Below are 22168 nucleotides of genomic sequence, written 5' to 3'. Positions count from 1 at the left end.
AAGAGTGAATTCATTGTGCCGAGTTCGCTTTCAGAGTCGTCGCGCCAGGACCTCCAACACGGTTGGTCCAACCCAGTAGCAACCCGGTTCAGCCTGTGCACGGGCGATTTCATCCTGAGCCTCTAGTGCGTCGTCGGCACTCCAGTGCCCCAATTGTTGAAGTCGCCTGCCGAACACCAGGACAAACCGCTCCATCCATTGCCCGGCCATGGATCCGGCATCGCCCAACACGGGGATTGGCTTTAGGTGCTCGATTTGCCATCCGCGCTGGTGGAGCAAACCGGGGAGTTTCCGGTTGACGTCGGGATCGCCGCCGTCTTCACGAAAACTGCTCTGACAGGCCCGGCCAAAGCGCTGAATCGCTCGTCCGTGGGGATGCAGCCCGAAGGTGTCCCAGTGAACGTATTCATGGATCAGCCAGCGTCCGCCCGGTTGGATGCACTGATCCACCCCAGCCAAGAGGGGCTCCAGCTGGGGCAAAAACATGGCCACCCAGCGGCACCACACCAGATCGAAGAATTCACTTGGCCAGGGATCTTTGAGCAGATCCTGTTGGCGGAGTTCCAGTTGATGCAAGCCCGCTTGTTCCGCCATGCGGCGGCCCGATGCGACGTAAATCTCACTGCGTTCCAACCCCAGGACGCGACCTTGGGCACCCACAGCGTTCGCCAGATCTGCTGCAGCGAACCCTGGCCCCGCACCCAGGTCGAGCACGCTCTGCCCCAAATGGAGGCCGGCGCGCTGCCAGGCGGCTTGGGCCGTCGGTCGCCACAGAGAGTGCTGGAAACGCAGGCGTTCCAGCTCCTCGGTGTGGGTGCCCAATAGGTAGGGGTCCCTTGGTGATGCGGCGTCCGAACCCAGCTTCAGTCTTCCGGGAACAGCAATTCAGCCAGTTCGTCGGCATCGACGTCGTAGACGCGGGCCAGGCTGGTTTCGATGGCGCTGGTCACCTCGCCGGGCAGGAAGCGCATCGAGTTCAGAGCGTCCTCAGCGATGTCATCGGTGAGCAGCTTGTCGTCGCTGTCGAGTTTTTCGTCGTTGATCACCGCCATCACCCAGCTCTGGTAGGCGTAGACCAGATCGGAGAACTCGAGTTCGGGATCGTTCAGGTCCAGGGCCATGGTGCGAATAGCCAGTCGCCCCAGTCTGACCTTTCACAGGAGAGGATGAACAGCATGGATTCCGCTGATGCCACTGGCCTCCAGGCCACGCTGTTTGATTTCTCGATTGCTGAATTGGTGCGGCAACACCGGGAGAGCTTCCAACCCCTCTGGACGGCAGAAAGTTGGGTGAAGTTGTTGATCTGGTTGTCGTTGAATTGCGGCAGCTCCGGGGATGAAGCCGGCATGGCCCGTTTCGTCGAGGCGCTTGGTCCAAGCCTCACCACCCGGATGCGGCGGGTGTTCTTTGAACGGGAACTGGAGGATCTCGATCTTCAGGTGATGGCCGATCCGGCTGAGCAGCAGGTGCTGGTGCTGCCGATGGGCCCTGGTGTTCCTCTGGATCTCGAACGGGCCGCGGCTGTGATTGAACAGGTGAAGCTTCAGGATCAGGTGGTGGCGGATCGTGGTCGCTGGCAGGCCCTGGATGCTGTGGTGGCGATTCCCAGAATGGTGGCAACGGCATGAACTTGATCGGCCGTTACCGCAATGCCGGGTTCGAGTCGGTGGCTGATGCCGTAAGTGAGTTCTTCCCGCGCCGCTTGGATTTGCAGCGTCCTGGCGTGGCCTTTGGGCCGGAAGGTACAGGCGAACCGGCGAAACAGAGCACCGACATCAGCCTGGTGGCGATTGATCGCTCGGAACCCGAATCCTTCGCCCTTTCACAACTGATCTTTCGTGGGGTGACGGCAGGGTTGGATCGCTATGTGCAGGAGCGACCGCTGTTCCGTCAGTGCTGCCCGCAGCAGAGCCTGTTCGTCAATCCGATCTTCAATCTTCAGCACTACGCCCCGGGGGAAGGGTTCAAGCGTTGGCACTGTGATTGGACCATGAGCGATGAGGCCACCGAACCGGTGCACCGAGTGCTGGCCTGGATTCTTTACTGCAACGACGTGGATGAGGCGGGCACCGAGTTTCATTGGCAGGACCACCACGAACCGGCGGAGCGGGGCAAGCTGGTGATCTTCCCGGCGGGTCCATCCCACATTCACCGGGGACGGGTGAGTGAGAGCGCCAGCAAGCTGATCGCCACTGGTTGGATCAATGCCGGACGCCAGGAGGACTACTTAAGTCGCCTCGCCCGTTGAGCTGGGCTGGTCCTCTGGGATTGCGTCTTCCACTTGCAACTGATTGGCGGCAGCACCCATGCGCAGGGTCTGATCTTTTGATGGTGGCCATTCCATCGGATACACCTGACGCTGCGGGAAGGGGATGCCGATGCCGTTCTCTTCAAAAGCCGTCCAGATGGCTTGGCGCAAGTCACTTCCCACACCGAAGGCCTCCAGTGGGTTGCGCACCCAGAACAGCAGCTTGTAGTTGATCGATGAATCCGCGAAATCGACGGTGAAGGCTGCCGGGGGTGGGTACTGCAGCACCTTCTCGTGCTTGCGGGCGACCTCCTCCAAGACCGCAATCACTTGACTGGGTTCGTGGTGATAAGCCGCTCCCACCATCACCCCGTCGCGGCGGGAGGTTTCTTCGGCGGTGTACGACTCAGCCTCTTGGGTGAAGAAATTTTGATTGGGAATCAGCAGTTCGGCGCCATCGCGGCCGCGGCGCAATTGGGTGGCGCGCAGCCCCAGCTTTCTCACCGTGCAGGGGTCGCCGTTGATCATCAGGATTTCTCCGGGGCGCACGGAGCCTTCAAACAGCAGCCAGAGGCTGCTGATGAAATTGGAAATGATCTCTTTGATGCCAAAGCCGATGCCCACGGAAAGGCCTCCGGCTACAGCTACTAAGGCGGTGCCATTGATTCCGATGTAATACGCCACCCCCATCACGCCAATGCCGATCACCGAGTAGCGAAGAATCACTTCGAGCGCTTTGCGGCCCTGGGGCTTAATGCCGAAGAATCCACCCCCAAGCCAGGCGGCGAAGGCTGCCGGACGGCTGGCCAGGGTGATAACCAGATAAACGATCACCAGGGCTGTGCACAATTTGCCGATGGTGAGAGTCACCCCGAACACATCTCCCAGGGAAATCAGCGACAGCGATTCCCGGCTTCCAAGCATCTGGAAGAAGGTGAGGATTGAAATGACCAACAGAATGGGCCGGAAGAAAGATTTATCGATTTCTTCGACCGGTACTTTTGGAAAGCGGCTGAGAATGAGTTGCTTGGTGGGTTCCACGCAGCGCCAGATCAGCCAGAGCAGCGCCAGATACTGCAGGTAGCCCGCTGTGACTCCAACGAGGGTCAAAGTGGTGGCGATTAGAAACAGTGCCGCCGGGACCAGGAGATGGATCAGGCTGGCGATCAGGGGACTCCTGAGTTTTCGCTTCACCCGTGATTCGCTGGTGATGGCGGCGACGAACAATCCCACCTGGAGAAGTACGGAACCCCGCTGCAGATAGCCCAGCCAGGTCGTGGTTTCAGAGGTGATTTCGGTGATCATGAATCGCTCTCCCGCAAACTTTTCAGGATTTTTTGACTGGATTCCTCTGGGGAACTGACGTCGTAGATGGTGTCGAGCAGAGCATCTGAGATGGTTTCATAACGCTCTGGATCGCGAAATACGCGCGCTTTGGATTGCCCTTTGGCGGCGTTTGCCTTCAGGGACTCCTGTGCATACATCACCAAGGCTTCTGTGCCGCCGGGGATTTTGGCGGCAACGATCTTCGCGGCTTTGCGGTTCACGGGCAATGAATTGCGCCCTGCGAGTGCATAAGTTTTTTGCGCCCAGGGTTTGGTGATGAAATCGATCATCACTAATGCTTTCTCTCGCTGCGTTGGGCTGGAGTTGCGTCCAAGCGCCCACACCTGCAGTTTGGTGGCGGCTTTGAGCTTTGTTGAAGGTCCTTTGGGGAGAGGAGCGAGCGCAAGTTTGTCTTTCATTTGCTCTCTCAATTCCCGCAGGCTGCTGCTCCAGCAGGTGATCCAATCCAGCTCTCCAGCCACCAAGGCGTCGCGGAGGGTGCGCTGATCGTTCAGAAAACGAATGTTTTGCTGATAGCTCGCGTTTTCCAGCCAGTGCAACCAAGCCGTCACGTTGGCCTGGCGTTCAGCATCTGGAGGGAGCTTCGCGAGTGCGGCTTCCATGGCTTCGCCAGCGTCAAATGATTCAGCACTCCAGAACAGATCCTTCAGCTGCAGTGCCATGCCGAAGTTGTTTTCTTCGCTGGCTTGTTCCATCTGCTCAAGGGTCTGGGGCGGAGAGGGCAATCGCTCCTTGTTGAAGCAGGCCAACTGCACAAACTGATTCACCGGACGGCCCACCAGTTGCCCGTCCTTGGCTGTGACGAGGTCGAACAGATAGCTCGGTGTGTCAGCACGATCTTCACGAGAGATGACAATCGGATCGACCAACTTGCGCTTGTACAACTCGAGAGCTGTGTCGCTATCGGTGATCAGCAGATCCGGGCCAAAGCCGCTACGGGTTTGATCTTCAATCTCATCAACAAAATTTTTCTGGGAGGACAGGGTTAGTTGAGGGCGGATGGTGGGATCCACACTTCTGATGTGATCAATGGCGTCTTCAGTGACCTCCCGCAGCTGTTCGTAGTCCTTGCTGGAGATCGTTTCTGAGTTATTGATCGTGCGAACCACCTTGATCACAACCGGTGGGTGCCAACTGCTGCAACCTGTTGTAAGGGCCGTTAGTGCAATGCCCAGGGCCAGATGCTGGATCCGGATTAGCCCCATGCCAACGCTTCAGTGGGCCGATGTTAGGGACGTTGGCCGGTGTGGGCAGGGCTTTGCGAGCATGTCCTGCTGAAACGCTGAGCATTCCGTGCCCGAACTGGCCAAGACCTACGACCCGGTTGGCACGGAGGCCCGATGGCAACAGGCCTGGGACGACCAGGGAGCCTTCCACCCCGACCCGAAGGCGCCAGGTGAACCGTTCTCGGTGGTGATCCCGCCACCGAACGTGACCGGCAGCTTGCACATGGGCCATGCCTTCAACACGGCCTTGATCGACACGATCGTTCGCTACCAGCGTTTGGCTGGAAAGAACGTGTTGTGTTTGCCCGGCACCGACCACGCCTCGATCGCGGTGCAAACGATCCTGGAGAAGCAGCTGAAGGAGGAGGGCAAGACCCGCCACGATCTCGGCCGTGACGCTTTCCTGGAGCGGGCCTGGCAGTGGAAGGCCGAAAGCGGTGGCCGGATCGTGGGCCAGCTGCGCCGTCTGGGCTATTCCGTTGATTGGAAGCGCCAGCGCTTCACCCTCGATGAGGGCCTTAGTGAGGCTGTGAAGGAGGCCTTCGTGCGGCTGCATGAGCAGGGGCTGATCTACCGCGGTGAATATCTGGTGAATTGGTGCCCCGCCTCGGGCTCGGCGGTGAGCGATCTGGAGGTGGAAATGAAGGAGGTGGACGGTCACCTCTGGCATTTCCGTTATCCCCTCAGCAGCGGTGAAGGCCATCTGGAGGTGGCCACCACCCGGCCCGAAACGATGTTGGGCGACACGGCGGTGGCGGTGAATCCCACCGACGAGCGCTACGCCCATCTGGTGGGTCAAACCCTCAAGCTGCCGTTTGTGGATCGCGAGATTCCGATCGTGGCCGACGACCACGTGGAGAAAGACTTCGGCACCGGCTGCGTCAAGGTGACGCCGGCCCACGATCCCAACGATTTCGCCATCGGTCAGCGCCACGGTCTGCCCCAGATCACGGTGATGCGCAAGAACGGCACGATGAACAAAGAGGCTGGCCAGTTCGAGGGGCTCGATCGCTTCGAGGCTCGTAAGGCCGTGGTGGCCGGCTTGGAGGAGCTGGGGCTGCTGGTGAAGGTGGAGGACTACCGCCACAGCGTTCCCTATTCCGACCGCGGCAAAGTGCCGGTGGAGCCGCTGCTGTCCACCCAGTGGTTTGTGAAAACCGAGCCCCTAGCGGCCCGCTGCCGCGAAGCGCTGGAGAAGCAGGATCCCCGCTTCATCCCTGAGCGTTGGGAGAAGGTCTACCGCGACTGGCTGACCGACATCCGCGACTGGTGCATCAGCCGACAGCTTTGGTGGGGGCATCGCATCCCCGCCTGGTTCGTGATCAGTGAGAGCGGCGGCAAGTACACCGACACCACGCCCTACGTGGTGGCCCGCAACGAAGCCGAAGCCCTGGAGAAGGCCAAGGCTGAGTACGGCGCGGCGGCGGAGATTGAGCAGGACGAAGACGTGCTCGATACCTGGTTCTCCAGCGGCCTGTGGCCCTTTTCCACCTTGGGCTGGCCCGATGCGAGCAGCGCCGATCTCCAGCGCTGGTACCCCACCAGCACCCTGGTGACGGGCTTCGACATCATCTTTTTCTGGGTGGCTCGGATGACGATGATGGCCGGCGCCTTCACCGGCGAGATGCCCTTTCAGGACGTCTATATCCACGGCCTGGTGCGGGACGAGCAGAACCGGAAGATGAGCAAGAGCGCCGGCAACGGCATCGATCCGCTGCTGCTGATCGACCGTTACGGCACCGATGCCCTCCGATTCGCCCTGGTGCGGGAAGTGGCTGGTGCCGGTCAGGACATCCGCCTCGATTACGACCGCAAGAAGGACACCTCCGCCACGGTGGAGGCTTCCCGCAACTTCGCCAACAAGCTGTGGAACGCCACTCGGTTCGCGCTGATGAACCTGGGCGGCAAAACCCCCGCCCAGCTTGGGGATCCCGACCCCGCTGCGCTGCAGCTGGCGGATCGCTGGATCCTCTCGCGTTTGGCCCGGGTGAATCGGGAAACGGCTGAGCGCTACAGCAACTATGGCCTCGGTGAAGCGGCCAAGGGGCTCTACGAGTTCGCTTGGAACGACGTTTGCGATTGGTATCTGGAGCTGAGCAAGCGCCGGCTCAACCCCGGTGAGAATCCATCAGCCGAAGCCCTCGCTGATCAGCGGGTAGCCAAGCAGGTGCTGGCCAAGGTGATCAGCCAGATGCACCTGATGCTGCATCCGCTGATGCCCCACCTCACCGAGGAGCTCTGGCACAGCGTCACCGGCGAGCCGGAGACCAGCTTCCTGGCCCTGCAGCCCTGGCCGGTGTTGGATCAAAGCGCTTTGGATGATGCCTTGGAAGCCTCTTTCGCTGAGCTGATCGGTGCCATCCGTGTGGTGCGCAACCTTCGCGCTGTGGCAGGTCTCAAGCCCTCCCAGTCGGTGCCGGTGCGCTTCGTTACCGGCCGCAGCGAGCTGGCGGCTGTGCTCAGCCAAGGCACGGCCGACATCACGGCGCTGACCCGGGCGGAGTCGGTCGCGGTGATGACACCAACAGAGGCCGATGCCGCTCCGGTGGCCAAGGCCTTGGCTGGGGTGAGCGGTGAGCTGCAGGTGTTGCTGCCGATCGAAGGTTTGGTAGACCTTGATGCGCTGAAGAGTCGCCTCGAGAAAGACATCGCCAAGGCGGAGAAGGAGATCAAGGGCCTGGCCGGCCGTTTAGGGAATCCCAACTTCGCTGATAAGGCACCGCCGGAGGTGGTGGCTGAGTGTCAGGCCAACTTGGATGAGAAGCAGGCCCAGGCGGATTTGGCCCGTAAGCGCTTGGCCGACCTGAGCTGATCCGGTGATTCAGGTTCAGGGGCTGAGCAAGACCTACCGGGTTGCCGAGAAGCAGCCCGGTTTGGCCGGCACCCTGCGCCATTTCATCCGGCGCCGCACGCGGGATGTGACGGCGGTGCAGGACGTGTCCTTTGCGATTGAGCCCGGCGAGATGGTGGGCTTTCTCGGCGCCAATGGCGCCGGCAAAACCACCACCTTGAAGATGCTCTGCGGGTTGATCCACCCCAGCGCTGGGGATGTGCAGGTGGCAGGGCACAGGCCGCAGCGACGCCAGGCAGAGTTTTTGCGCCGGATCACCTTGGTGATGGGGCAGAAGCAGCAGCTGCTCTGGGACCTGCCGCCGATGGATTCCTTGCGGGTGAATGCAGCGGTCTACGGCATCCCCGATGCTGTGGCCCAGCGGCGGATCAGCGCGCTGGCCGATCTGCTGGAGCTGGGGGAGGAGCTCACTCGCCCGGTGCGCAAGCTCTCCCTGGGCCAGCGGATGAAGGCTGAACTGCTGGCGGCCTTGCTGCACGAGCCGGAGGTGCTGTTCCTCGATGAACCAACTCTTGGGCTGGATGTGAATGCCCAGGCCCGGGTGCGTCAGTTCCTGGCGGACTACAACCGCCGCACGGGGGCAACCGTGTTGCTCACCAGCCACTACATGGCCGACATCACGGCGCTCTGTCCCCGGGTGCTGCTGATCCACCAGGGGCGGTTGTTCCACGACGGCCCCTTGGAAGCTTTGGCCGATCAGCTGGCGCCGGAGCGGGAGGTGCGGCTGAAATTGGAGTCGCCGGTTGAGCCGGGAGCACTGGCTGGGCTGGGACGTCTTGAGCAGCTGGAGGGCTGTGACGTGCGGCTGCTGGTGCCCCGCGACCAGCTCACCGCGGTTGTGGCGCAGCTGCTGGACCGCTTCCCCGTGCGTGATCTGGACGTGACCGATCCGCCCATCGAAGAACTGATCGGTGGGTTGTTCCGGCAGGGGCGCGTCTGATGCGGATCTTCGGGTTGAACCGCAGGATCATCCGGGTGCTGCTGGGGTCCCAGTACGCCCACATGCTCGAGTACCGCGCCGAGATCGCCCTCTGGGCGCTCTCCGGTGTGCTGCCCTTCATCATGCTCAGCGTCTGGAGTGGCAGCGAAGCCCGCTCAGGCTTGGGGCTCGATGGTGTGGCCCTGGATCGCTATTTCCTCAGCGCTTATCTGGTGCGCCAGTTCTCGGTGGTTTGGGTCGTCTATGCCTTCGAGGAGGACGCCCTGTTGGGTCGGCTGTCGCCCTATCTGCTGCAGCCGCTCCACCCGCTCTGGCGTTATGTGGCGGCCCATCTGGGTGAGCAGCTCACCCGCCTGCCCTTCGCAGCCTTGATTGCTGTGGTGTTTTTTGCTGTGCAGCCCCAGGCCTTCTGGCTGCCCTCCTTGGGCGGCTTTCTGCTGGCCTGGCTGGCCACCTGGATGGCCTTTGCCATCGCCTTCCTGTTCCAGAGCTTGATCGCGGCCCTGTGCTTCTGGAGTGAGAAGGCCAGCGCCCTGGAGCGGCTTCAGTTCATTCCCTTCGTGTTTCTTTCTGGTTTGTTGGCACCCCTCACGGCGTTCCCGCCGGCGGTGCGGGCTGTCGCCCAGTGGACGCCCTTCCCTTACCTGATCGACTTTCCAGCTCGGGTGCTGGCGGGCCAGCCGGTGGATCTGATGGCGGGCTTTGGCGCGCAACTGGTCTGGGTTGCTCTGTTGCTGCCGTTGGTGCTGCTGCTCTGGCGTGCCGGCGTGCGGCGCTACAGCGCCATGGGGGCCTGATGGGGCGGTACTGGCGGACGTTGCGTCGCTTCTGGAGCACCGCCGTGGCGGTGCAGTTGGAATACCAGGCCAACGTGTTGATCGAGTTGCTGGCGGTGGCGATGAGCCTCAGCGGCAGCCTATTTTTGCTTTCGCTGTTCTATGGCCCCAATCAGACGTTGGGGGGTTGGAGTTGGGCCCAGGCCCTGATGGTGCAGGGGCTTTACACCGTGTTCGATGGCATGGCCACCACCTGGCTGCGCCCGAATCTTGGGGCGATCGTCACCCATGTGCGGGAGGGCACCCTGGATTTCGTGCTGCTCAAGCCAATTGACAGCCAGTTCTGGTTGTCGCTCCGCACCCTGTCTCCGGCTGGGTTGCCAGAAATTGGCCTGGGGCTTGGGCTGCTGGCCTGGGGCAGCCATCAGGCCGGAGTAGTGCTCACCTTGTCCTCACTGCTCACCGTGCTGGTGATGCTGCTGGCCGGTGGCTTGATCCTTTATTCGCTCTGGTTTCTGATCGCAGCTACCAGCATCTGGTTCGTCAAAACCTGGAATGCCACCGAGGTGTTGCGGGCTTTGCTGGCTTCCGGTCGTTATCCCCTCAACGCCTACCCGCCGGCCTTGCGTCTGCTGTTCACTGTGGTGCTGCCCGTGGCGTTTCTCACCACGGTTCCCGCCCAGGTGTTGCTCGGGGAAGCTGCGATACCAATGCTGCTGGCGGGGTTGGCTCTGGCGGTGCTGTTCTTTGCAGCGGCGCGTGCCTTCTGGTTGTTTGCACTGCGTTTTTACACGTCAGCTTCCAGTTGAGTGCAATGCTCCACGCCATGTGTTGGTGAGTTCGCTTGATCTCCTTGGTTCAGCACTGGCTTCCGGAGGCGTTGGAGCTGCTGCGCTCCCCAGCCGGTGCGCTGGTGTTCATCCCCCTCTATGCCCTCTGGGTGACCTTGCTGTTGCCGGGGGTGTGGGCCTCGATGCTGGCCGGAGTGCTCTATGGCACCTGGCTTGGCAGTGGCCTGGTATTCGTTGGGGCCTGCCTGGGGGCGGTGGTGGTGTTTTTGCTGGGGCGTTCGGTGCTGCGCGACTGGGCCCAGCGCCGCTTGGAGCAACTCCCCAAGCTGCAGGCGGTGGAGCGGGCCGTCAGCAAGGAGGGGCTGAAGTTGGTGTTGCTGACGCGTCTCTCCCCTGCCTTTCCGTTCTCTTTGCTCAACCTGGCCTACGGCCTCAGTGAGGTGAGCCTGCGGGACTACAGCATCGGCTTGATCGGCATCCTTCCTGGCACCATTTTGTTTTGCGGGTTGGGGGCGCTGGCCGGCGATGTGGCCCGTTTCGGTGAGGTGCTTGGGGGTGAGGCCGATGCCGGCACCTGGACGCTGCGGGTGGTTGGCGTGCTCGCCACGCTGGCGGTGGTCTGGCTGGTGAGCCGGGCGGCCCGCCGGGCCCTTCAGGATGTGGAGACGTCGCTCTGATCGGGATCGGCGAGTCGCCAGTCCCTCAGGGCAGCGATCAGGATGAACCAGGCCAGTCGCATGCGGGCGATTGTGCCGGTGCGCTGCTGCAGGTCAGCCAACTTGGCCCGTCCGCAGTCGGTCTTGATCCAGCGATGAAGCGCAGGGGGGGATTGGTTCATGGCAGCAGCATGGCGGTGAGGTCGTCTTCGCTGAGAACCGCCACCCCGAGGCTCTCGGCTTTGGTCAGTTTGCTGCCGGCGGCTTCTCCCGCCACCACATAGTTGGTCTTTTTGCTGACGCTGCCGCTCACCTTGCCGCCGGCCGCTTCGATTAGCGCTTTGGCGTCGCTGCGGCTCAGGCTGGGGAGTGTTCCTGTGAGAACCAGGGTCTTGCCCTGCAGCACGCCGTCGGCGTCAGCTCCGGCTTGGCTCGCGGCTTCCTGCTCAGAGGCACTTGCTTCCAGGGAGAGGCCGACGCTGCGCAAGTCCTGCAGCAGCTGTTGGTTAGCGGGCGTGCGCAGCCATTGGCCGAGGCTGGCGCTGATTTCCGAGCCGATGCCGTGCAGTTCGGCGATCCGCTCCGGGGCATCCAGAGCGGCTGCTGCGAGGCTGTCGATGCTGAAGAAGTCAGCGGCGAGAGCTTTGGCGTTGACCTCACCGATGTGACGTATTCCCAGGCCGTAGAGCTGGCGGTGCCAGGCCTGCTGTTTGGAGGACTCCAGGGCGGCCACCAGGTTGCTGGCTGATTTGTCCCCCATCCGATCCAGGCTGGCGAGCCGGGCGGCATCCAGCCGGTAGAGATCGGCGAGAGAGCGCACTAGGCCGCGGTCCACCAGTTGTTCGATCAACTTGCTGCCGAGGCCATCCACATCCAGGGCGCCCTTGCTCACCCAGTGCCGCAGACCACCCCGCAGGATCGCCGGGCAGCTGCTGTTCACACAGCGGGTGGCGGCTTCATCGCCCTCCCGCACCAGGCTGGAGCCACATTCGGGGCAGTGCTGCGGCAGTTGTACCGGAGTGGCGTCGCTGGGCCTGAGCTCCGGCAGCACCCGCACCACTTCGGGAATGATCTCTCCGGCTTTGCGCACCACGATGGTGTCGCCCAGATGTAGATCCAGTTCAGCAATCCGATCGGCGTTGTGGAGGGTCGCGCGGCTGACGCTGGTGCCCGCCAAAGCCACCGCTTCGAATTCGGCGACGGGGGTGATGGCACCGGTGCGGCCCACCTGAGCGCCAACGCGCAGCAGACGGGTGGGGGCTTCTTCGGCGGGGTATTTGAGGGCGATTGCCCAGCGCGGTGCCTTCTGGGTGAAGCCGGCTTCGTCCTGCAGCAGCAGGTCGTTCAGTTTCACCACCACGCCGTCGGTGGCATAGGGGAGGTCATGGCGACCCTGTTCCCAGTGGTCGCAGAAGCGTTGGATGGCGGCCAGATCGGCACAGAGCTCCCGGTTCGGGTTCACGCGGAAACCAGCCGTGTTGAGCCACTCCAGAGCAGCCCATTGGCTGGGGGGTTGGGCGTCACCCGGCAGATGCAGGGTGTAGGCGAAGAAGTCGAGCCGGCGGGCGGCCACCACTTTTGGGTCCAGTTGGCGCAGGGTTCCGGCGCAGGCGTTGCGGGGATTGGCGAACAGGGCTTCGCCCCGTTGTTCGCGTTCGGCATTGATCGCCGCGAAGGTGGCATCGGGGATGAAGGCCTCCCCTCTCACCTCCACCCATTCCGGTGGATTGTCGATCTGCAGGCGAAGGGGAATCGAGCTGATCGTGCGCACGTTGGCGGTGATCTCTTCCCCGCGGCTGCCGTCGCCACGGGTGGCGGCACGCTCCAGCACCCCATGGCGGTAGCTCAGGGCGAGGGCGTTGCCATCAATTTTCAGTTCCCCCACCAGGGGCAGCTGGGTGTCGTTGGGTCGGTCCAGCACCTTGAGCAGCCGCTCATGCCAGGCCTGTAGGTCGTCGCGGTTGAAGGCATTGTCGAGGCTGAGCAGCCCCACACGGTGTTCAACGCTGCTGAACCCTTCCGCTGGAGCCACACCCACCCGCTGGGTGGGGCTATCGGGACGTTGCAGATCAAGATGGCTCTCTTCCAGCTCGAGAAGCTCGCGATAGAGGCGGTCGTAGACCGCGTCCTCCATCACCGGAGCATCGAGAACGTAGTAGGCGTGGCCAGCACGGTTGAGCAGTTGCCGCAGTTCCGCGGCCCGCTCGTGCGGATCAGGCATTGACCCGGTTGATGCGGGCAATGCGCCAGTTGTCCTCCACCTTGGTGAAGGTGAAGTCGAGGGGCAGCTCCTCGTCACCCTCGGACTTCAATTTCACGGTGAGGAGCAAGTTGCCTTCCTGCACGCGGGGGCGTCCGGACTTGAGATTGCGGAACTTGTTCAGCTTGAGGTCGGCCAGGAAGCGGATGAACTGCTGGCGGCTCACGTGCTGCCGATAGGCCTTGGTGGTGAGCAGGTAGGCGGCATCGATGCGGCCGGCAGCAACCTGCGTGAAGAACTGCTTGATCAGGGGGTTGATCCCGCGGGCGTCAAGCACCAACTTGACGGCGTTGTAGATCCAGTACCCCAGCAGGGTGACTCCTCCCGCCAGCAAAGCTTTGCTGCCGATGTCACGCACCAGTCCTAGTTCCATCACCAGCTGTCAAAGCAGGGCCGAGTCTGACTGACCACGGCAAGATGGCGCTGATTCGGATCCCCTCCCCCCTGCTCTGTGCCTTTGCAGCCCCTGCTGCCGTTGTTTCACCGCCTCAACCGGGAGCATTTCGGAGGTGTTCTGGTGGATGCTGGGCAGCCGCTGACGGCTGTGCGTTGGAGTGATGGGCGGATGAGCCGCACCGCGGGGTTTTATCGGCGTGGCCCAGGGGTGGGCGAGGGACGCGGCAGCGAGATCGTTCTGTCGCGTCCCGTCTTGGAACCGCTGCCGCAGACCGCTACGGAAAGCACGCTTTGTCACGAGATGATCCACGCCTGGGTCGATCTGGTGCAGCGCCGCCGGGAAAGCCATGGACCGCTGTTCCGAGCTCGGATGGCAGCGATCAATGCGGCCCAGAGTCGCTTTCAGGTGAGCATTCGCCACAGCTATCCGGTGCCGCCCCGGCCGCCCCGCTGGCTGGCGGTCTGTCCCCGCTGCGGGCGTCGCACTCCTTGCCGGAGACGCACGCGCAATGCCGCCTGCCGCGCCTGTTGCGTCGAGCACTTTCACGGCCGCTGGGATGCCAGCTGTGTGCTCAGTTATGTGGAGGCGGAGGGCTAGATGGAGGTGTTCTGGCTGTCCCTTGAATGCGGTGGTGTGGTGATTGTGTTGTTGGGATTGCGGCGGGAACAGTGGTTGCGCCGCCGCCGTCGGTAACGTCAGGGGATGGAGGAGCGCTTCGATCGGTTGGACCGGTTCCGTGATCAGCGGGATCGCCGTCTTGACCAATTTTTGGAAACCGGACGTCAGCTCGTCGATGGTGTCTCCGGCCGGCGGCCTGGACAACGACCCGGGCAGCGGCGTTCCGGTTTGGACCTCGATTCAGTGGGCCGCTGGGTCGGTGAAAAAGTCGAGTGGCTGCTGGAAGAGGACGACGACTGGCAGGAGCCTTGGCAAGAGTCCGGGCGGGGCCGCCCGGAGCCCGGGCGTTCCATGCGATCAGCCCGGCGCCCCCTCGATGCGATTTCACGCCGGAGCCGCCGTTCTGTGCCGGCACCAGTGCCAACGTCAACGCCGCCTTTGGCTCAGGAGTTCAAATCAGATCAGCAGGATTGGCCGGAGGATGACAACTTTCGAGTTCAGCGCTGGTCACGGTCGGCGCAAACGACCCCCCGTCAGGAGCCAAAAGAGGCTCCGAATCCGACTTCCGCAAGACGGGCTCTGCCGCGTTCCAGTCGCCGCCGGGCCGATTAACGGCTGGCGTGAAGCGAACGTGGGTTGACCCGATAGCGGCAGCCTCGTTCGGCGAGCTGGTGGTTTACGTCGTCGAGCAGTTCCCCGGGCATTTCTTCCGCCATTTGGTCGGCTGTGGCGGTGATTGACGGCGATCCAACCTGGAGGGCCTCCAGCAGTTGGGTCCACTGCTCGATTTGGAGGCTGCGGCTCATGGGCTCGTACCCCTTTTGTTCCAGCAGATGGCTGCAGACTTCGCGGTTCCAGAGCACGCTTCGCCCTTGGCCGTGGGGCCCTGTCTGCATGGCGGCATTGGCGTCGAGTGCGCTCTGGGTGGGGCGACCCCGACGGTCACGCCAGCCTTGATGCTCGAGGGTCTTGCCGCAGTGAATGGCTGAAATGCCGTAGATCCGACCGAGGTCGGTGAGGCTGAGCCAAGAGGTGGTGGCAGCCATGACACGGTGAACCGAAGTGCCTACATCTTCCTGAGAGCACAACTCTTGGCAAGTTGTCAAGAGCAAATCCCAACAAACTCGAGGGTTTGTTCATGAACTTTGTTGAAACTCTTGGCGCAGCGTGGGCCCGAGCCAGGTTTCGAGCTGGGGGCTGAACACTTCGCGAATCACGGTGAGGGCCTTGCCTTGGCGGAAGAAGCGGTAGTGGCGGCTCCAATACGGGCCGCGATAGCCAAAGGTCTGGTCGAGCCAATCTCCCTCCACCAGGGCCAAGCCGTCCACCTCCCGGAACAGCTCAGAGCGTCCTTCCGTCAGGCTTTTCCAGATCGGTTGATTTCGGTCCCGCAGGTGCCAATCCGCTTCAGCTTGGTTCCACCAGCTTTCCGCCCAGGCCAGGGGTGTGCCGCCGCAGGTCAGCCAGACCTGACGGCGCAGCAAGGGTGCCATCAGTTCCTTCACTTCCTCCGGTGCCCCGGGGTGGTCGCTCTGGTCGGCCTCCATGGCGATCAAATCCACGGCGACTGGTGAACCGGTTAGGAGTCGCAGGTGGCGGGTTGGGCTGCCATCACCCAGCAGCATCAGCCGCCAGGGTCCTGGTAGTTGTCGCGGTCCCTCCGCCGAGAGCACGGCGTCGGTGGGGGCTTGCCAGAGCTGGTGCGGTGATGGGTGAAGTCGCTGGGTGGGGTTCAGAAGAGTCCTCCCACCGAAAGGGTTTGGCTCTGGCCGTTGCGGCTGATCACAGCACCGCTATCGGTGACGTTGTTGAGAACCCAACCGCTGCTGCCGATGGCATCACCGATGCCGGCGGACACCGATCCCTGTCCCAGCTGAAAAATGGCGGAACTGGTTCCACCCGGGCCCTGCACCACGCCTGTGAGTTGGGGGGTGGGCTCGATCGGAGCCGGGGCTTGATCGCTGCTTTGGGGAACGGCCGTCAACGGCTGTTTGATCGGCAGGGTCAGCGGTTCCAGGCTCAAGACCGCTTCTGAAGCCTCCTCGGGCGTGACCGTTGGTTCTGGGCGGGTCTCCTGCGCAGCGAGTTGGTCGCGCAGCCGCTCGATCATGGCGACGCTTTGCTGCCGTTCCAGGTCCAGGCGGGAGCGCTGCAGGCTGCTTACCAGCCAGGCGCTGCAGATCACCCCGGCAACGGCGACGCCACTTATCAGCGGAAGCAGCCAGGGGGTAGGGGAGCGGCGCTCGGGTGCTGCTGCCGTTGGTTCGTGCACATCCACATCAACCGGCACGAGGTGTGGCTGGCTCGGGGCGGTGACCGTCTCATGGTCAAACACCTGGTCCATCACCTGCTCGGCTCGCAGGTTCCAGTAGGCGCGTGAGGTGGGAACCCGTGCTGACACCGCAGACGTTTCAGGACGCCAACGCTATCGAGCTTCTGCGGTGGGGGCGAGGGGTTGGTGTTCCCTTTTCTGCAGTTCCAGCCACATCAGTAGGGCTGTGATGTCGGCCTTGCTGACGCCGGGGATCCGGCTGGCCTGACCAAGGGTGCTCGGTTGAATCGCAGCGAGCTTTTCGCGGGCTTCGTTGGAGAGGGTGCCGATGCCGGCGTAGTTCAGATCGGCAGGCAGCTTGCGCTGGCTCTGGCGTTTTACCTGATCGATCTGTTGTTGTTGCCGTTGCAGGTAGCCGCTGTATTTGATGTCGATCTCAGCTCCTTCCCGCACCGGCAGGGGCAGGTCGGCATCGGCCAGGCCATGGCGCACCAGATCCGCGGCGTGCATGCCGGGTCGGCGCAGCAGGTCGGCCAGGGTGATCGAGCCTTTGATGGCTGCGCCCGTTTCCTGCTCCACCGCCGGGGCCACTGGATCACTCACCTTGAGGCGCACAGTTTCCAGCCGCTGCTTTTCGTCCTCCATCGCCTGGAGCTTGTCTTCGAAAAGCTGCCAGCGGCGATCGTCGATCAGGCCAAGCTCACGGCCCAGTGGCGTCAGGCGGCGGTCGGCGTTGTCACCCCGCAGGATCAGGCGGTATTCGCTGCGGCTGGTGAGCACCCGGTAGGGCTCGCGCAGGTCTTTGCTCACCAGATCGTCGATCATCGTGCCGATGTAGCTGCCCTCACGGGGGAAGTGCACCGGCTCCTGGTTGCCGATTAGCCGGGCTGCGTTGACGCCGGCCACCAGGCCCTGGGCGGCGGCTTCTTCATAGCCCGTGGTGCCATTGAGCTGGCCGGCGCTGAACAGGCCACGCACCCGCTTGGTTTCCAGGGATGGCTTGAGCTGGGTGGCGGGCAGATAGTCGTAATCAACCGAATAGGCCGGCCGCAGCATCACGGCTTGCTCCAGGCCCGGCAGGCTGCGCAGCAGTTGCAGCTGGATCGGTTCCGGCAGGCCGGTGGAGAAGCCCTGCACATAGATCTCCGGGGTGTCGCGACCCTCTGGTTCGAGGAAGATCTGGTGGCTGTCCTTGTCCGCGAAGCGAACGATCTTGTCTTCGATCGAGGGGCAGTAGCGCGGGCCTTTGCTGTCGATCACGCCGCCGTAGATGGCGGTGAGGTGCAGGTTGTCGCGAATCAGCTGATGGGTTTTTGCCGTGGTGCGGGTGATGTGGCAGCTCATCTGCTCACCGCTCACCCAGGCGGCCGGGTCAAAGGAGAAGAAGCGATCGGCCGCATCGCTGGGCTGCTCCTCCAGTTGATCGAGGGCGATGCTGCGCCGGTCCACCCGGGCGGGGGTGCCCGTTTTCAGCCTGTCGGTGTGGAAGCCAAGTTGCTGGAGAGCCTCGGTGAGGCCTTCGGCGGCCTGTTCACCGGCGCGGCCGGCGGCCATGGATTGATGGCCCACCCAGATGCGGCCGCCCAGGAAAGTGCCGGCGGTGAGGATCACCGCCTCAGCGCCATAGACGCTGCCGAAATAGGTGCGGATGCCGCTGATGCGTTGCTGATCGCCTTCACCGCTGGTTTCCAGGCCGGTCACCATCGCTTCGCGCAGGGCGAGGTTGGGGGTGTGCTGCAGCAGTTGCAGCATCTGGCGGGAATAGAGGCGCTTGTCGGTTTGAGCGCGCAGGGCCCACACCGCCGGGCCGCGGCTGGCGTTGAGGATGCGCTTCTGGATGGCGGTGGCATCGGCCAGGCGACCGATCACCCCACCGAGGGCATCCACTTCATGGACGAGCTGGCTTTTGGCGGGGCCACCGACGGCCGGGTTGCAGGGCTGCCAGGCGATGCGATCGAGATTGAGGCTGAACAGCGCGGTGTTCAGGCCAAGCCTGGCGGCGGTGATGGCCGCTTCACAACCGGCATGGCCGCCGCCGACCACGATCACGTCGAAGGATTCGGTGGGGGCGGCGCTGAAGCTCATGGCTTCATTATCCGGTTCTGCAGAAGTGCCTGTCTTGGCTCAGAGGTTGAGGTCTTGTAGGGATTGGATGATTTGGTGGGAATAGGTCCAGCTGCTGGAGGAGTTATCGAAGCTTTGGTTGGAGAAGAGGTCTTGATAGGTGGCGTTGAGGGAGGTGCTGCCGGTGCTGTTCAGGCCGTAGGTGTTGACCTGAATCTTGTTGGGATCTGTGGAGAGATCAGCGAGCTGATCGAGGGCTGCATTGAGGTCTTTTTGCATTTGTTTCCACTGCCATTGGCCTTGGTTGTTTTGGAAGAAATATGGATTGCCCTTGGTGTCGTAGAGGAGGCCAGAGGTGGTGATGTCTTCTTTGCCGAGGGTTTCGGGAAGCGGAATGGCCTGGCCGGTGATGGAATCCGAGGCTGCGTTGGTTCTGGTGTCCCACCAACTGCGGCGTTCTGGCCTGCCATCGAGAACGAGGGAGATGGATGTGGATTGATCGCGCCGGTTGGGGTCGTTGGCTTTGTTGGTGAGGAGATAGTCGAGCCCTTCCAAGGCACCAAGCAATTCGGTGCCGGCATAGAGGTTGGAAGGTCTATTTGAACGGCCCTGATGGAGGTCGTAGCGGTTGGGCTTGGGGAGGCCAAGCTCTTTCCATTTTGAGTTGTTTTTTATTGAATTACCGAAGTCTTCTCCTGCCATTTTGAGCGACAGGATGGCTTGCATGGTGTCAATGCCGCTGCTTGGATTTGAGCGAGAGAGGGTGAAGGTGCTGTGATCGACGTGGTAGTTGTAAGTGATCAAATGAATGTCGAGATCATCGGCATCTTTTTCGTCATTGGGGTTGTCAACAATGGTGTAGTTGTTGAGCTCTTTGATGGCGCGGCTGCTGGATTGCTTGGCCAGCTTTTGCAGTAATTGTGTGTAGCTGATTGTGTTGCCTGTGCTGCGGCGTTGAAACTGATAGCCAGCGCGTTCAGCGTCTTGTGCGAAGGCTTCTAGTGCAAGCAGGAATTGGAATTTGCTGTGATTTCTACCTTCGCTGTGGAGCATCGATGTGGAGGTATCGAGGAGGAGATAGATATCGCTTTTCTCTGACGTCGTCTCTGGAGTTGGAGTTGGAGTTGGAGTTGGAGAGGGAGAAGGGGAAGGCGAAGGGTTTGGAGTTGGCGTGGTGGTGGTATCGACCGTTAAGGTGACGGTGTTGTTGGCGTCAGTTTCGTCTTGGTTGTTGTTGCCAGCAGCATCAGAGAATTTGTCGTTGGCGACGTGAATGACGCCATTGGTGGTGCTGTTGGTGTCTGGTGTGAAGGTGGCGGTGTAGACGGTGCTGGAAACAGCGGACCAGTTGGAAAGAGCCCCACCGGTAACGGTGGTATCGGTCTCAACGAAATCGGTGGATGCTTCTGAGAGGGTGAAGGTGAGTGTGGATGTATCACCAGCACTTAAGGAATCATCGGCATCATCTTCAGTGATGCCGATTGTTGGTCTGACGGTATCGACCGTAAAGGTGATGGAATTGTTGGCATCGGAACCGTCGTTGTTGGTGTTGCCTGCAGAATCGGAGAACTTGGAACTGGCAACAGAGATCACACCATCGGTGGAGCTGTTGGCGGTGGGAGTGAATGTGGCTGAGTAGGAGGTTGCGGAAGCAGCATTCCAGTTGGAGAGGGTTCCACCGGAAACGGGGATATCGGATTCAACGAAATCGGTGGATGCTTCTGAAAGGGTGAAGGTGAGGGTTGCTGTGTCTCCAGCACTCAGAGAGTCGTCGGCATCGTCATCAATGATGGCAATGGTGGGTGGCGTGTTGTCAATCGTGATCGCGATGGTCTGCATCACGTCAACGCTGCGGTAATCGGTGGAGCGTGATGAGGATGTTGTTTCGTTTGAGTAACTCGCCCGAATGATGATGTTGTAGGTGTTGTCTGTATTGCTATCGCTTGGATTATCAAAATCTGGCGCAGTAACAAAGCTCAGGGCGCCTGTTGTCTCATTAATGCTTAACAAGCTCTCATCGTCTCCGCCAACAATGGCCCAGTAAGTCGACTTCGATGCGGCTGTTGATCCATTGGTAAATGTGTGGACTGAGGTGTCTCCATCTTGCATGGAATATTCAATGCTGCTGTCGCCGCTGTCCCCACTTGGGCCTGTGATTCGGATCGGCAGTTCACGCAAGCTCTCGCTTGGATCAGCAGCCATGTCGGCTGGCTCTGATGAAGAACTGCTATTAGCCCCAGTGTCATCAAAATCAAGGATTAAGAAATTGGTGTTATCAGCATTAAAAAAGTTCTCTGAATCGACGTTATATAGAACAAGGAAGTCCTTGTCTGTGGTCTCTTCGCCAGTGGTAAAGCTTCCGGAGAAGTTGCTGGCTTGAAATTGAGTTAATGCTGTTCCAGAGTCGCTGATGGACCAAGTTCCTTGGATGAAGTAGTTGGAGCCAAGGGTTAAATTGTTAAGGCCATCTCCGCCGTTAATAGCATTGAAAGTTGTGCCAGGCAGATAGAGCTGGTCGTCAATGTGGTGGAAGTCATAAATGACGTCTGTGCCGTTGGCGAATGTGATTGTTTCGCCATTGATTAATGTCGAGCTCCCCGATAGGTCTGCCGCACTTGTCCAGATGGTTGAGTGGCCGTCGTGCTGGTAGTAGTAATCCGTAAATCCTGATTTTGCATCTCCTGTTCTGCCTGCTTGGATGATGTCTGAGCCAGGCCCGCCATCCAGGTAGTCATCCCCTTGGCCGCCGGATAGGAAATCATTGCCATAGCCACCTGTGATCAGGTCATGGCCGTTGCCTCCATGCAGTTCATCATTACCGGCATTGTCTGGAACTTCGAGGCCCTGCTGATTGCCATCACCACGCAGGACGTCTTGCTTTTTGCCGCCATGAATCAGGTCATCTCCCTCGCCGCCAAACAAGCCATTGCGCGTTGCATCGCCAAAGCCGCCGACTGATCCTGCATAAATATTGTCGGCACCTCCGCCTCCATAGATGTAATCAAAGCCTGAGCCACCCGAGAGTGTGTCGGCGCCTCCTAGACCATAAATCGTGTCACCGGCGGCATGCTTGCCTTCATTGCCGCCGGTGATTGTGTCGGCATCAGCTGTGCCAGTAAGTGTTTCCGCTGCATTTGTTCCGTTGATCGTTGCAAATTCAACCCTCTTTGTGCCGTCAGGTGTTTTGATTAATCCTTGATCTTGCTCCGATCTGATTGCTCTAAGTTGATCCGAATTGAGACTTTCTAGAGTCCCTTCGGTGAGCAATAATGTAAACAGTTCGCCTTCATCACCGGCTGTATCGTTGTTATTGAGTTGTGCGTCAAGGTGGTGGCCGAGTTCTTCATTCAGAACCGCAATAACTTGAGCATGGCTCGCGCTTGCCAGCCAATTGGCGTTGAGATAAATCGTGTTATTGCCGCTGGCATAGGCGCCGGCTGCCCCAGGCATGGCGCTGCCCGGCAAGACCTCAATGGGGGGAAGGCCACGTGTCTCACCCTTCGCGAGCCGATTGGCGATGCGCTTCAGCTGGTCCGTCGCTTGGCCTGGCTTCAGCCGCAGGGCATCAACGCCTGCTGAGAAGAGGCGCCCGTTCGCTGCCCAGGTTTGGAGCTGGAGCAGCCAATTTTGATAAAGCTGCTCGTCCAGCTTCACCTTCTCAGAAAACTCTCAGATCCTTCGGCGCATTATGAGCTGTTCGTCCAGCACCAGAGGGGCCGAAA

At 61.2% G+C, this 22168-nt stretch carries 21 protein-coding genes; 9 read left to right on the top strand and 12 right to left on the bottom strand.

The annotated features are described in order from the left end of the window. Positions 1 to 30 precede the first annotated feature (30 nt). Together FZZ92_RS05570 and FZZ92_RS05565 are read right to left on the bottom strand one after the other, a co-directional pair. On the bottom strand, positions 31 to 822 hold the full coding sequence (locus FZZ92_RS05570) for a methyltransferase domain-containing protein (RefSeq protein ID WP_226397486.1): 792 nt from the start codon (positions 820 to 822) through the stop codon (positions 31 to 33). 41 nt (positions 823 to 863) lie between these two features. Further along, the gene (locus FZZ92_RS05565) at positions 864 to 1121 is read right to left on the bottom strand and encodes a hypothetical protein (RefSeq protein WP_011365486.1); all 258 of its coding nucleotides are present in this window, start codon (positions 1119 to 1121) and stop codon (positions 864 to 866) included. A gap of 54 nt (positions 1122 to 1175) precedes the next feature. Here FZZ92_RS05565 and FZZ92_RS05560 point away from each other — a divergent pair, with 54 nt between their 5' ends. Beyond that, the gene (locus FZZ92_RS05560; protein ID WP_226397485.1) at positions 1176 to 1628 is read left to right on the top strand and encodes a protein phosphatase; all 453 of its coding nucleotides are present in this window, start codon (positions 1176 to 1178) and stop codon (positions 1626 to 1628) included. Then, positions 1625 to 2248 (top strand): 2OG-Fe(II) oxygenase, encoded by a 624-nt coding sequence (locus FZZ92_RS05555; protein WP_226397484.1) that lies wholly within the window; start codon positions 1625 to 1627, stop codon positions 2246 to 2248. The genes FZZ92_RS05560 and FZZ92_RS05555 overlap by 4 nt, the downstream gene beginning before the upstream one ends. Here FZZ92_RS05555 and FZZ92_RS05550 read toward each other — a convergent pair. Further along, complete coding sequence (locus tag FZZ92_RS05550; RefSeq protein ID WP_226397483.1) at positions 2228 to 3553, bottom strand: mechanosensitive ion channel family protein; 1326 nt, start codon at positions 3551 to 3553, stop codon at positions 2228 to 2230. The two genes, FZZ92_RS05555 and FZZ92_RS05550, sit on opposite strands and share 21 nt — an antisense overlap. Further along, entirely contained in the window at positions 3550 to 4800 is a 1251-nt protein-coding gene (locus tag FZZ92_RS05545; protein WP_226422760.1) for an extracellular solute-binding protein, read from the bottom strand. The genes FZZ92_RS05550 and FZZ92_RS05545 overlap by 4 nt, the downstream gene beginning before the upstream one ends. Positions 4801 to 4888: 88 nt before the next feature. On the opposite strand from FZZ92_RS05545, the gene FZZ92_RS05540 reads away from it, so the two are divergent. The 5 genes from FZZ92_RS05540 to FZZ92_RS05520 are packed head-to-tail and all read left to right on the top strand — an operon-like array spanning position 4889 to position 10856. Then, the gene (locus FZZ92_RS05540; protein WP_226422759.1) at positions 4889 to 7633 is read left to right on the top strand and encodes a valine--tRNA ligase; all 2745 of its coding nucleotides are present in this window, start codon (positions 4889 to 4891) and stop codon (positions 7631 to 7633) included. A gap of 4 nt (positions 7634 to 7637) precedes the next feature. Continuing rightward, entirely contained in the window at positions 7638 to 8612 is a 975-nt protein-coding gene (locus FZZ92_RS05535) for an ATP-binding cassette domain-containing protein (RefSeq protein WP_226397480.1), read from the top strand. Next, complete coding sequence (locus FZZ92_RS05530) at positions 8612 to 9409, top strand: ABC-2 family transporter protein (RefSeq protein WP_226397479.1); 798 nt, start codon at positions 8612 to 8614, stop codon at positions 9407 to 9409. The genes FZZ92_RS05535 and FZZ92_RS05530 overlap by 1 nt, the downstream gene beginning before the upstream one ends. Beyond that, positions 9409 to 10197: an ABC transporter permease gene (locus FZZ92_RS05525; protein ID WP_226422758.1), complete on the top strand. Its 789-nt coding sequence runs from the start codon at positions 9409 to 9411 to the stop codon at positions 10195 to 10197. The genes FZZ92_RS05530 and FZZ92_RS05525 overlap by 1 nt, the downstream gene beginning before the upstream one ends. Before the next feature lie 35 nt (positions 10198 to 10232). Then, positions 10233 to 10856 carry a TVP38/TMEM64 family protein gene (locus FZZ92_RS05520; protein ID WP_226397477.1) on the top strand — a complete coding sequence of 208 codons (624 nt, stop codon included), beginning with the start codon at positions 10233 to 10235 and terminating at the stop codon, positions 10854 to 10856. Here the strand turns inward: FZZ92_RS05520 and FZZ92_RS05515 are convergent. The 3 genes from FZZ92_RS05515 to FZZ92_RS05505 are packed head-to-tail and all read right to left on the bottom strand — an operon-like array spanning position 10832 to position 13468. Beyond that, a complete protein-coding gene (locus FZZ92_RS05515) occupies positions 10832 to 11017 on the bottom strand; it encodes a hypothetical protein (RefSeq protein WP_226397476.1) in 186 nt (61 codons plus the stop codon). The two genes, FZZ92_RS05520 and FZZ92_RS05515, sit on opposite strands and share 25 nt — an antisense overlap. After that, positions 11014 to 13056, bottom strand: coding sequence for an NAD-dependent DNA ligase LigA (ligA, locus tag FZZ92_RS05510; RefSeq protein ID WP_226422757.1), 2043 nt, complete (start codon positions 13054 to 13056; stop codon positions 11014 to 11016). The genes FZZ92_RS05515 and ligA overlap by 4 nt, the downstream gene beginning before the upstream one ends. Then, positions 13049 to 13468 carry a hypothetical protein gene (locus FZZ92_RS05505; protein ID WP_115094811.1) on the bottom strand — a complete coding sequence of 140 codons (420 nt, stop codon included), beginning with the start codon at positions 13466 to 13468 and terminating at the stop codon, positions 13049 to 13051. The genes ligA and FZZ92_RS05505 overlap by 8 nt, the downstream gene beginning before the upstream one ends. Positions 13469 to 13546: 78 nt before the next feature. On the opposite strand from FZZ92_RS05505, the gene FZZ92_RS05500 reads away from it, so the two are divergent. After that, positions 13547 to 14089, top strand: coding sequence for a SprT family zinc-dependent metalloprotease (locus FZZ92_RS05500; RefSeq protein ID WP_226408790.1), 543 nt, complete (start codon positions 13547 to 13549; stop codon positions 14087 to 14089). A gap of 105 nt (positions 14090 to 14194) precedes the next feature. Further along, the gene (locus FZZ92_RS05495; protein WP_226422756.1) at positions 14195 to 14722 is read left to right on the top strand and encodes a hypothetical protein; all 528 of its coding nucleotides are present in this window, start codon (positions 14195 to 14197) and stop codon (positions 14720 to 14722) included. Here FZZ92_RS05495 and FZZ92_RS05490 read toward each other — a convergent pair. The 5 genes from FZZ92_RS05490 to FZZ92_RS05470 form a co-directional block, all read right to left on the bottom strand. Further along, the gene (locus tag FZZ92_RS05490) at positions 14719 to 15156 is read right to left on the bottom strand and encodes a hypothetical protein (RefSeq protein ID WP_166016282.1); all 438 of its coding nucleotides are present in this window, start codon (positions 15154 to 15156) and stop codon (positions 14719 to 14721) included. The genes FZZ92_RS05495 and FZZ92_RS05490 overlap by 4 nt on opposite strands. Positions 15157 to 15246: 90 nt before the next feature. After that, entirely contained in the window at positions 15247 to 15846 is a 600-nt protein-coding gene (locus tag FZZ92_RS05485; RefSeq protein WP_170952202.1) for a chorismate lyase, read from the bottom strand. Beyond that, positions 15843 to 16511: a pilus assembly protein PilZ gene (locus tag FZZ92_RS05480; RefSeq protein WP_226422755.1), complete on the bottom strand. Its 669-nt coding sequence runs from the start codon at positions 16509 to 16511 to the stop codon at positions 15843 to 15845. The genes FZZ92_RS05485 and FZZ92_RS05480 overlap by 4 nt, the downstream gene beginning before the upstream one ends. Before the next feature lie 24 nt (positions 16512 to 16535). Then, positions 16536 to 18467 (bottom strand): tRNA uridine-5-carboxymethylaminomethyl(34) synthesis enzyme MnmG, encoded by a 1932-nt coding sequence (mnmG, locus tag FZZ92_RS05475; RefSeq protein ID WP_226422754.1) that lies wholly within the window; start codon positions 18465 to 18467, stop codon positions 16536 to 16538. 39 nt (positions 18468 to 18506) lie between these two features. Then, positions 18507 to 22100 carry an Ig-like domain-containing protein gene (locus FZZ92_RS05470; RefSeq protein ID WP_226422753.1) on the bottom strand — a complete coding sequence of 1198 codons (3594 nt, stop codon included), beginning with the start codon at positions 22098 to 22100 and terminating at the stop codon, positions 18507 to 18509. Positions 22101 to 22168 lie beyond the last annotated feature (68 nt).

The sequence above is a fragment of the Synechococcus sp. MU1611 genome (genome assembly GCF_020514255.1).
In the GTDB taxonomy this organism is placed as follows: domain Bacteria; phylum Cyanobacteriota; class Cyanobacteriia; order PCC-6307; family Cyanobiaceae; genus Parasynechococcus.
Note: the sequence above shows the minus strand (reverse complement) of the source record. Positions and strands in the feature narration are given on the sequence as shown.

What these genes read in the sequence shown, in the direction of transcription:
- FZZ92_RS05550 (WP_226397483.1), bottom strand. Translation starts at nt 3,553, where the DNA reads ATGATCACCGAAATCACCTCTGAAACCACGACCTGGCTGGGCTATCTG.
- ligA (WP_226422757.1), bottom strand. Translation starts at nt 13,056, where the DNA reads ATGCCTGATCCGCACGAGCGGGCCGCGGAACTGCGGCAACTGCTCAAC.
- FZZ92_RS05565 (WP_011365486.1), bottom strand. Translation starts at nt 1,121, where the DNA reads ATGGCCCTGGACCTGAACGATCCCGAACTCGAGTTCTCCGATCTGGTC.
- FZZ92_RS05505 (WP_115094811.1), bottom strand. Translation starts at nt 13,468, where the DNA reads ATGGAACTAGGACTGGTGCGTGACATCGGCAGCAAAGCTTTGCTGGCG.
- FZZ92_RS05560 (WP_226397485.1), top strand. Translation starts at nt 1,176, where the DNA reads ATGGATTCCGCTGATGCCACTGGCCTCCAGGCCACGCTGTTTGATTTC.
- FZZ92_RS05495 (WP_226422756.1), top strand. Translation starts at nt 14,195, where the DNA reads ATGGAGGAGCGCTTCGATCGGTTGGACCGGTTCCGTGATCAGCGGGAT.
- FZZ92_RS05555 (WP_226397484.1), top strand. Translation starts at nt 1,625, where the DNA reads ATGAACTTGATCGGCCGTTACCGCAATGCCGGGTTCGAGTCGGTGGCT.
- FZZ92_RS05545 (WP_226422760.1), bottom strand. Translation starts at nt 4,800, where the DNA reads ATGGGGCTAATCCGGATCCAGCATCTGGCCCTGGGCATTGCACTAACG.
- mnmG (WP_226422754.1), bottom strand. Translation starts at nt 18,467, where the DNA reads ATGAGCTTCAGCGCCGCCCCCACCGAATCCTTCGACGTGATCGTGGTC.
- FZZ92_RS05515 (WP_226397476.1), bottom strand. Translation starts at nt 11,017, where the DNA reads ATGAACCAATCCCCCCCTGCGCTTCATCGCTGGATCAAGACCGACTGC.
- FZZ92_RS05490 (WP_166016282.1), bottom strand. Translation starts at nt 15,156, where the DNA reads ATGGCTGCCACCACCTCTTGGCTCAGCCTCACCGACCTCGGTCGGATC.
- FZZ92_RS05530 (WP_226397479.1), top strand. Translation starts at nt 8,612, where the DNA reads ATGCGGATCTTCGGGTTGAACCGCAGGATCATCCGGGTGCTGCTGGGG.
- FZZ92_RS05525 (WP_226422758.1), top strand. Translation starts at nt 9,409, where the DNA reads ATGGGGCGGTACTGGCGGACGTTGCGTCGCTTCTGGAGCACCGCCGTG.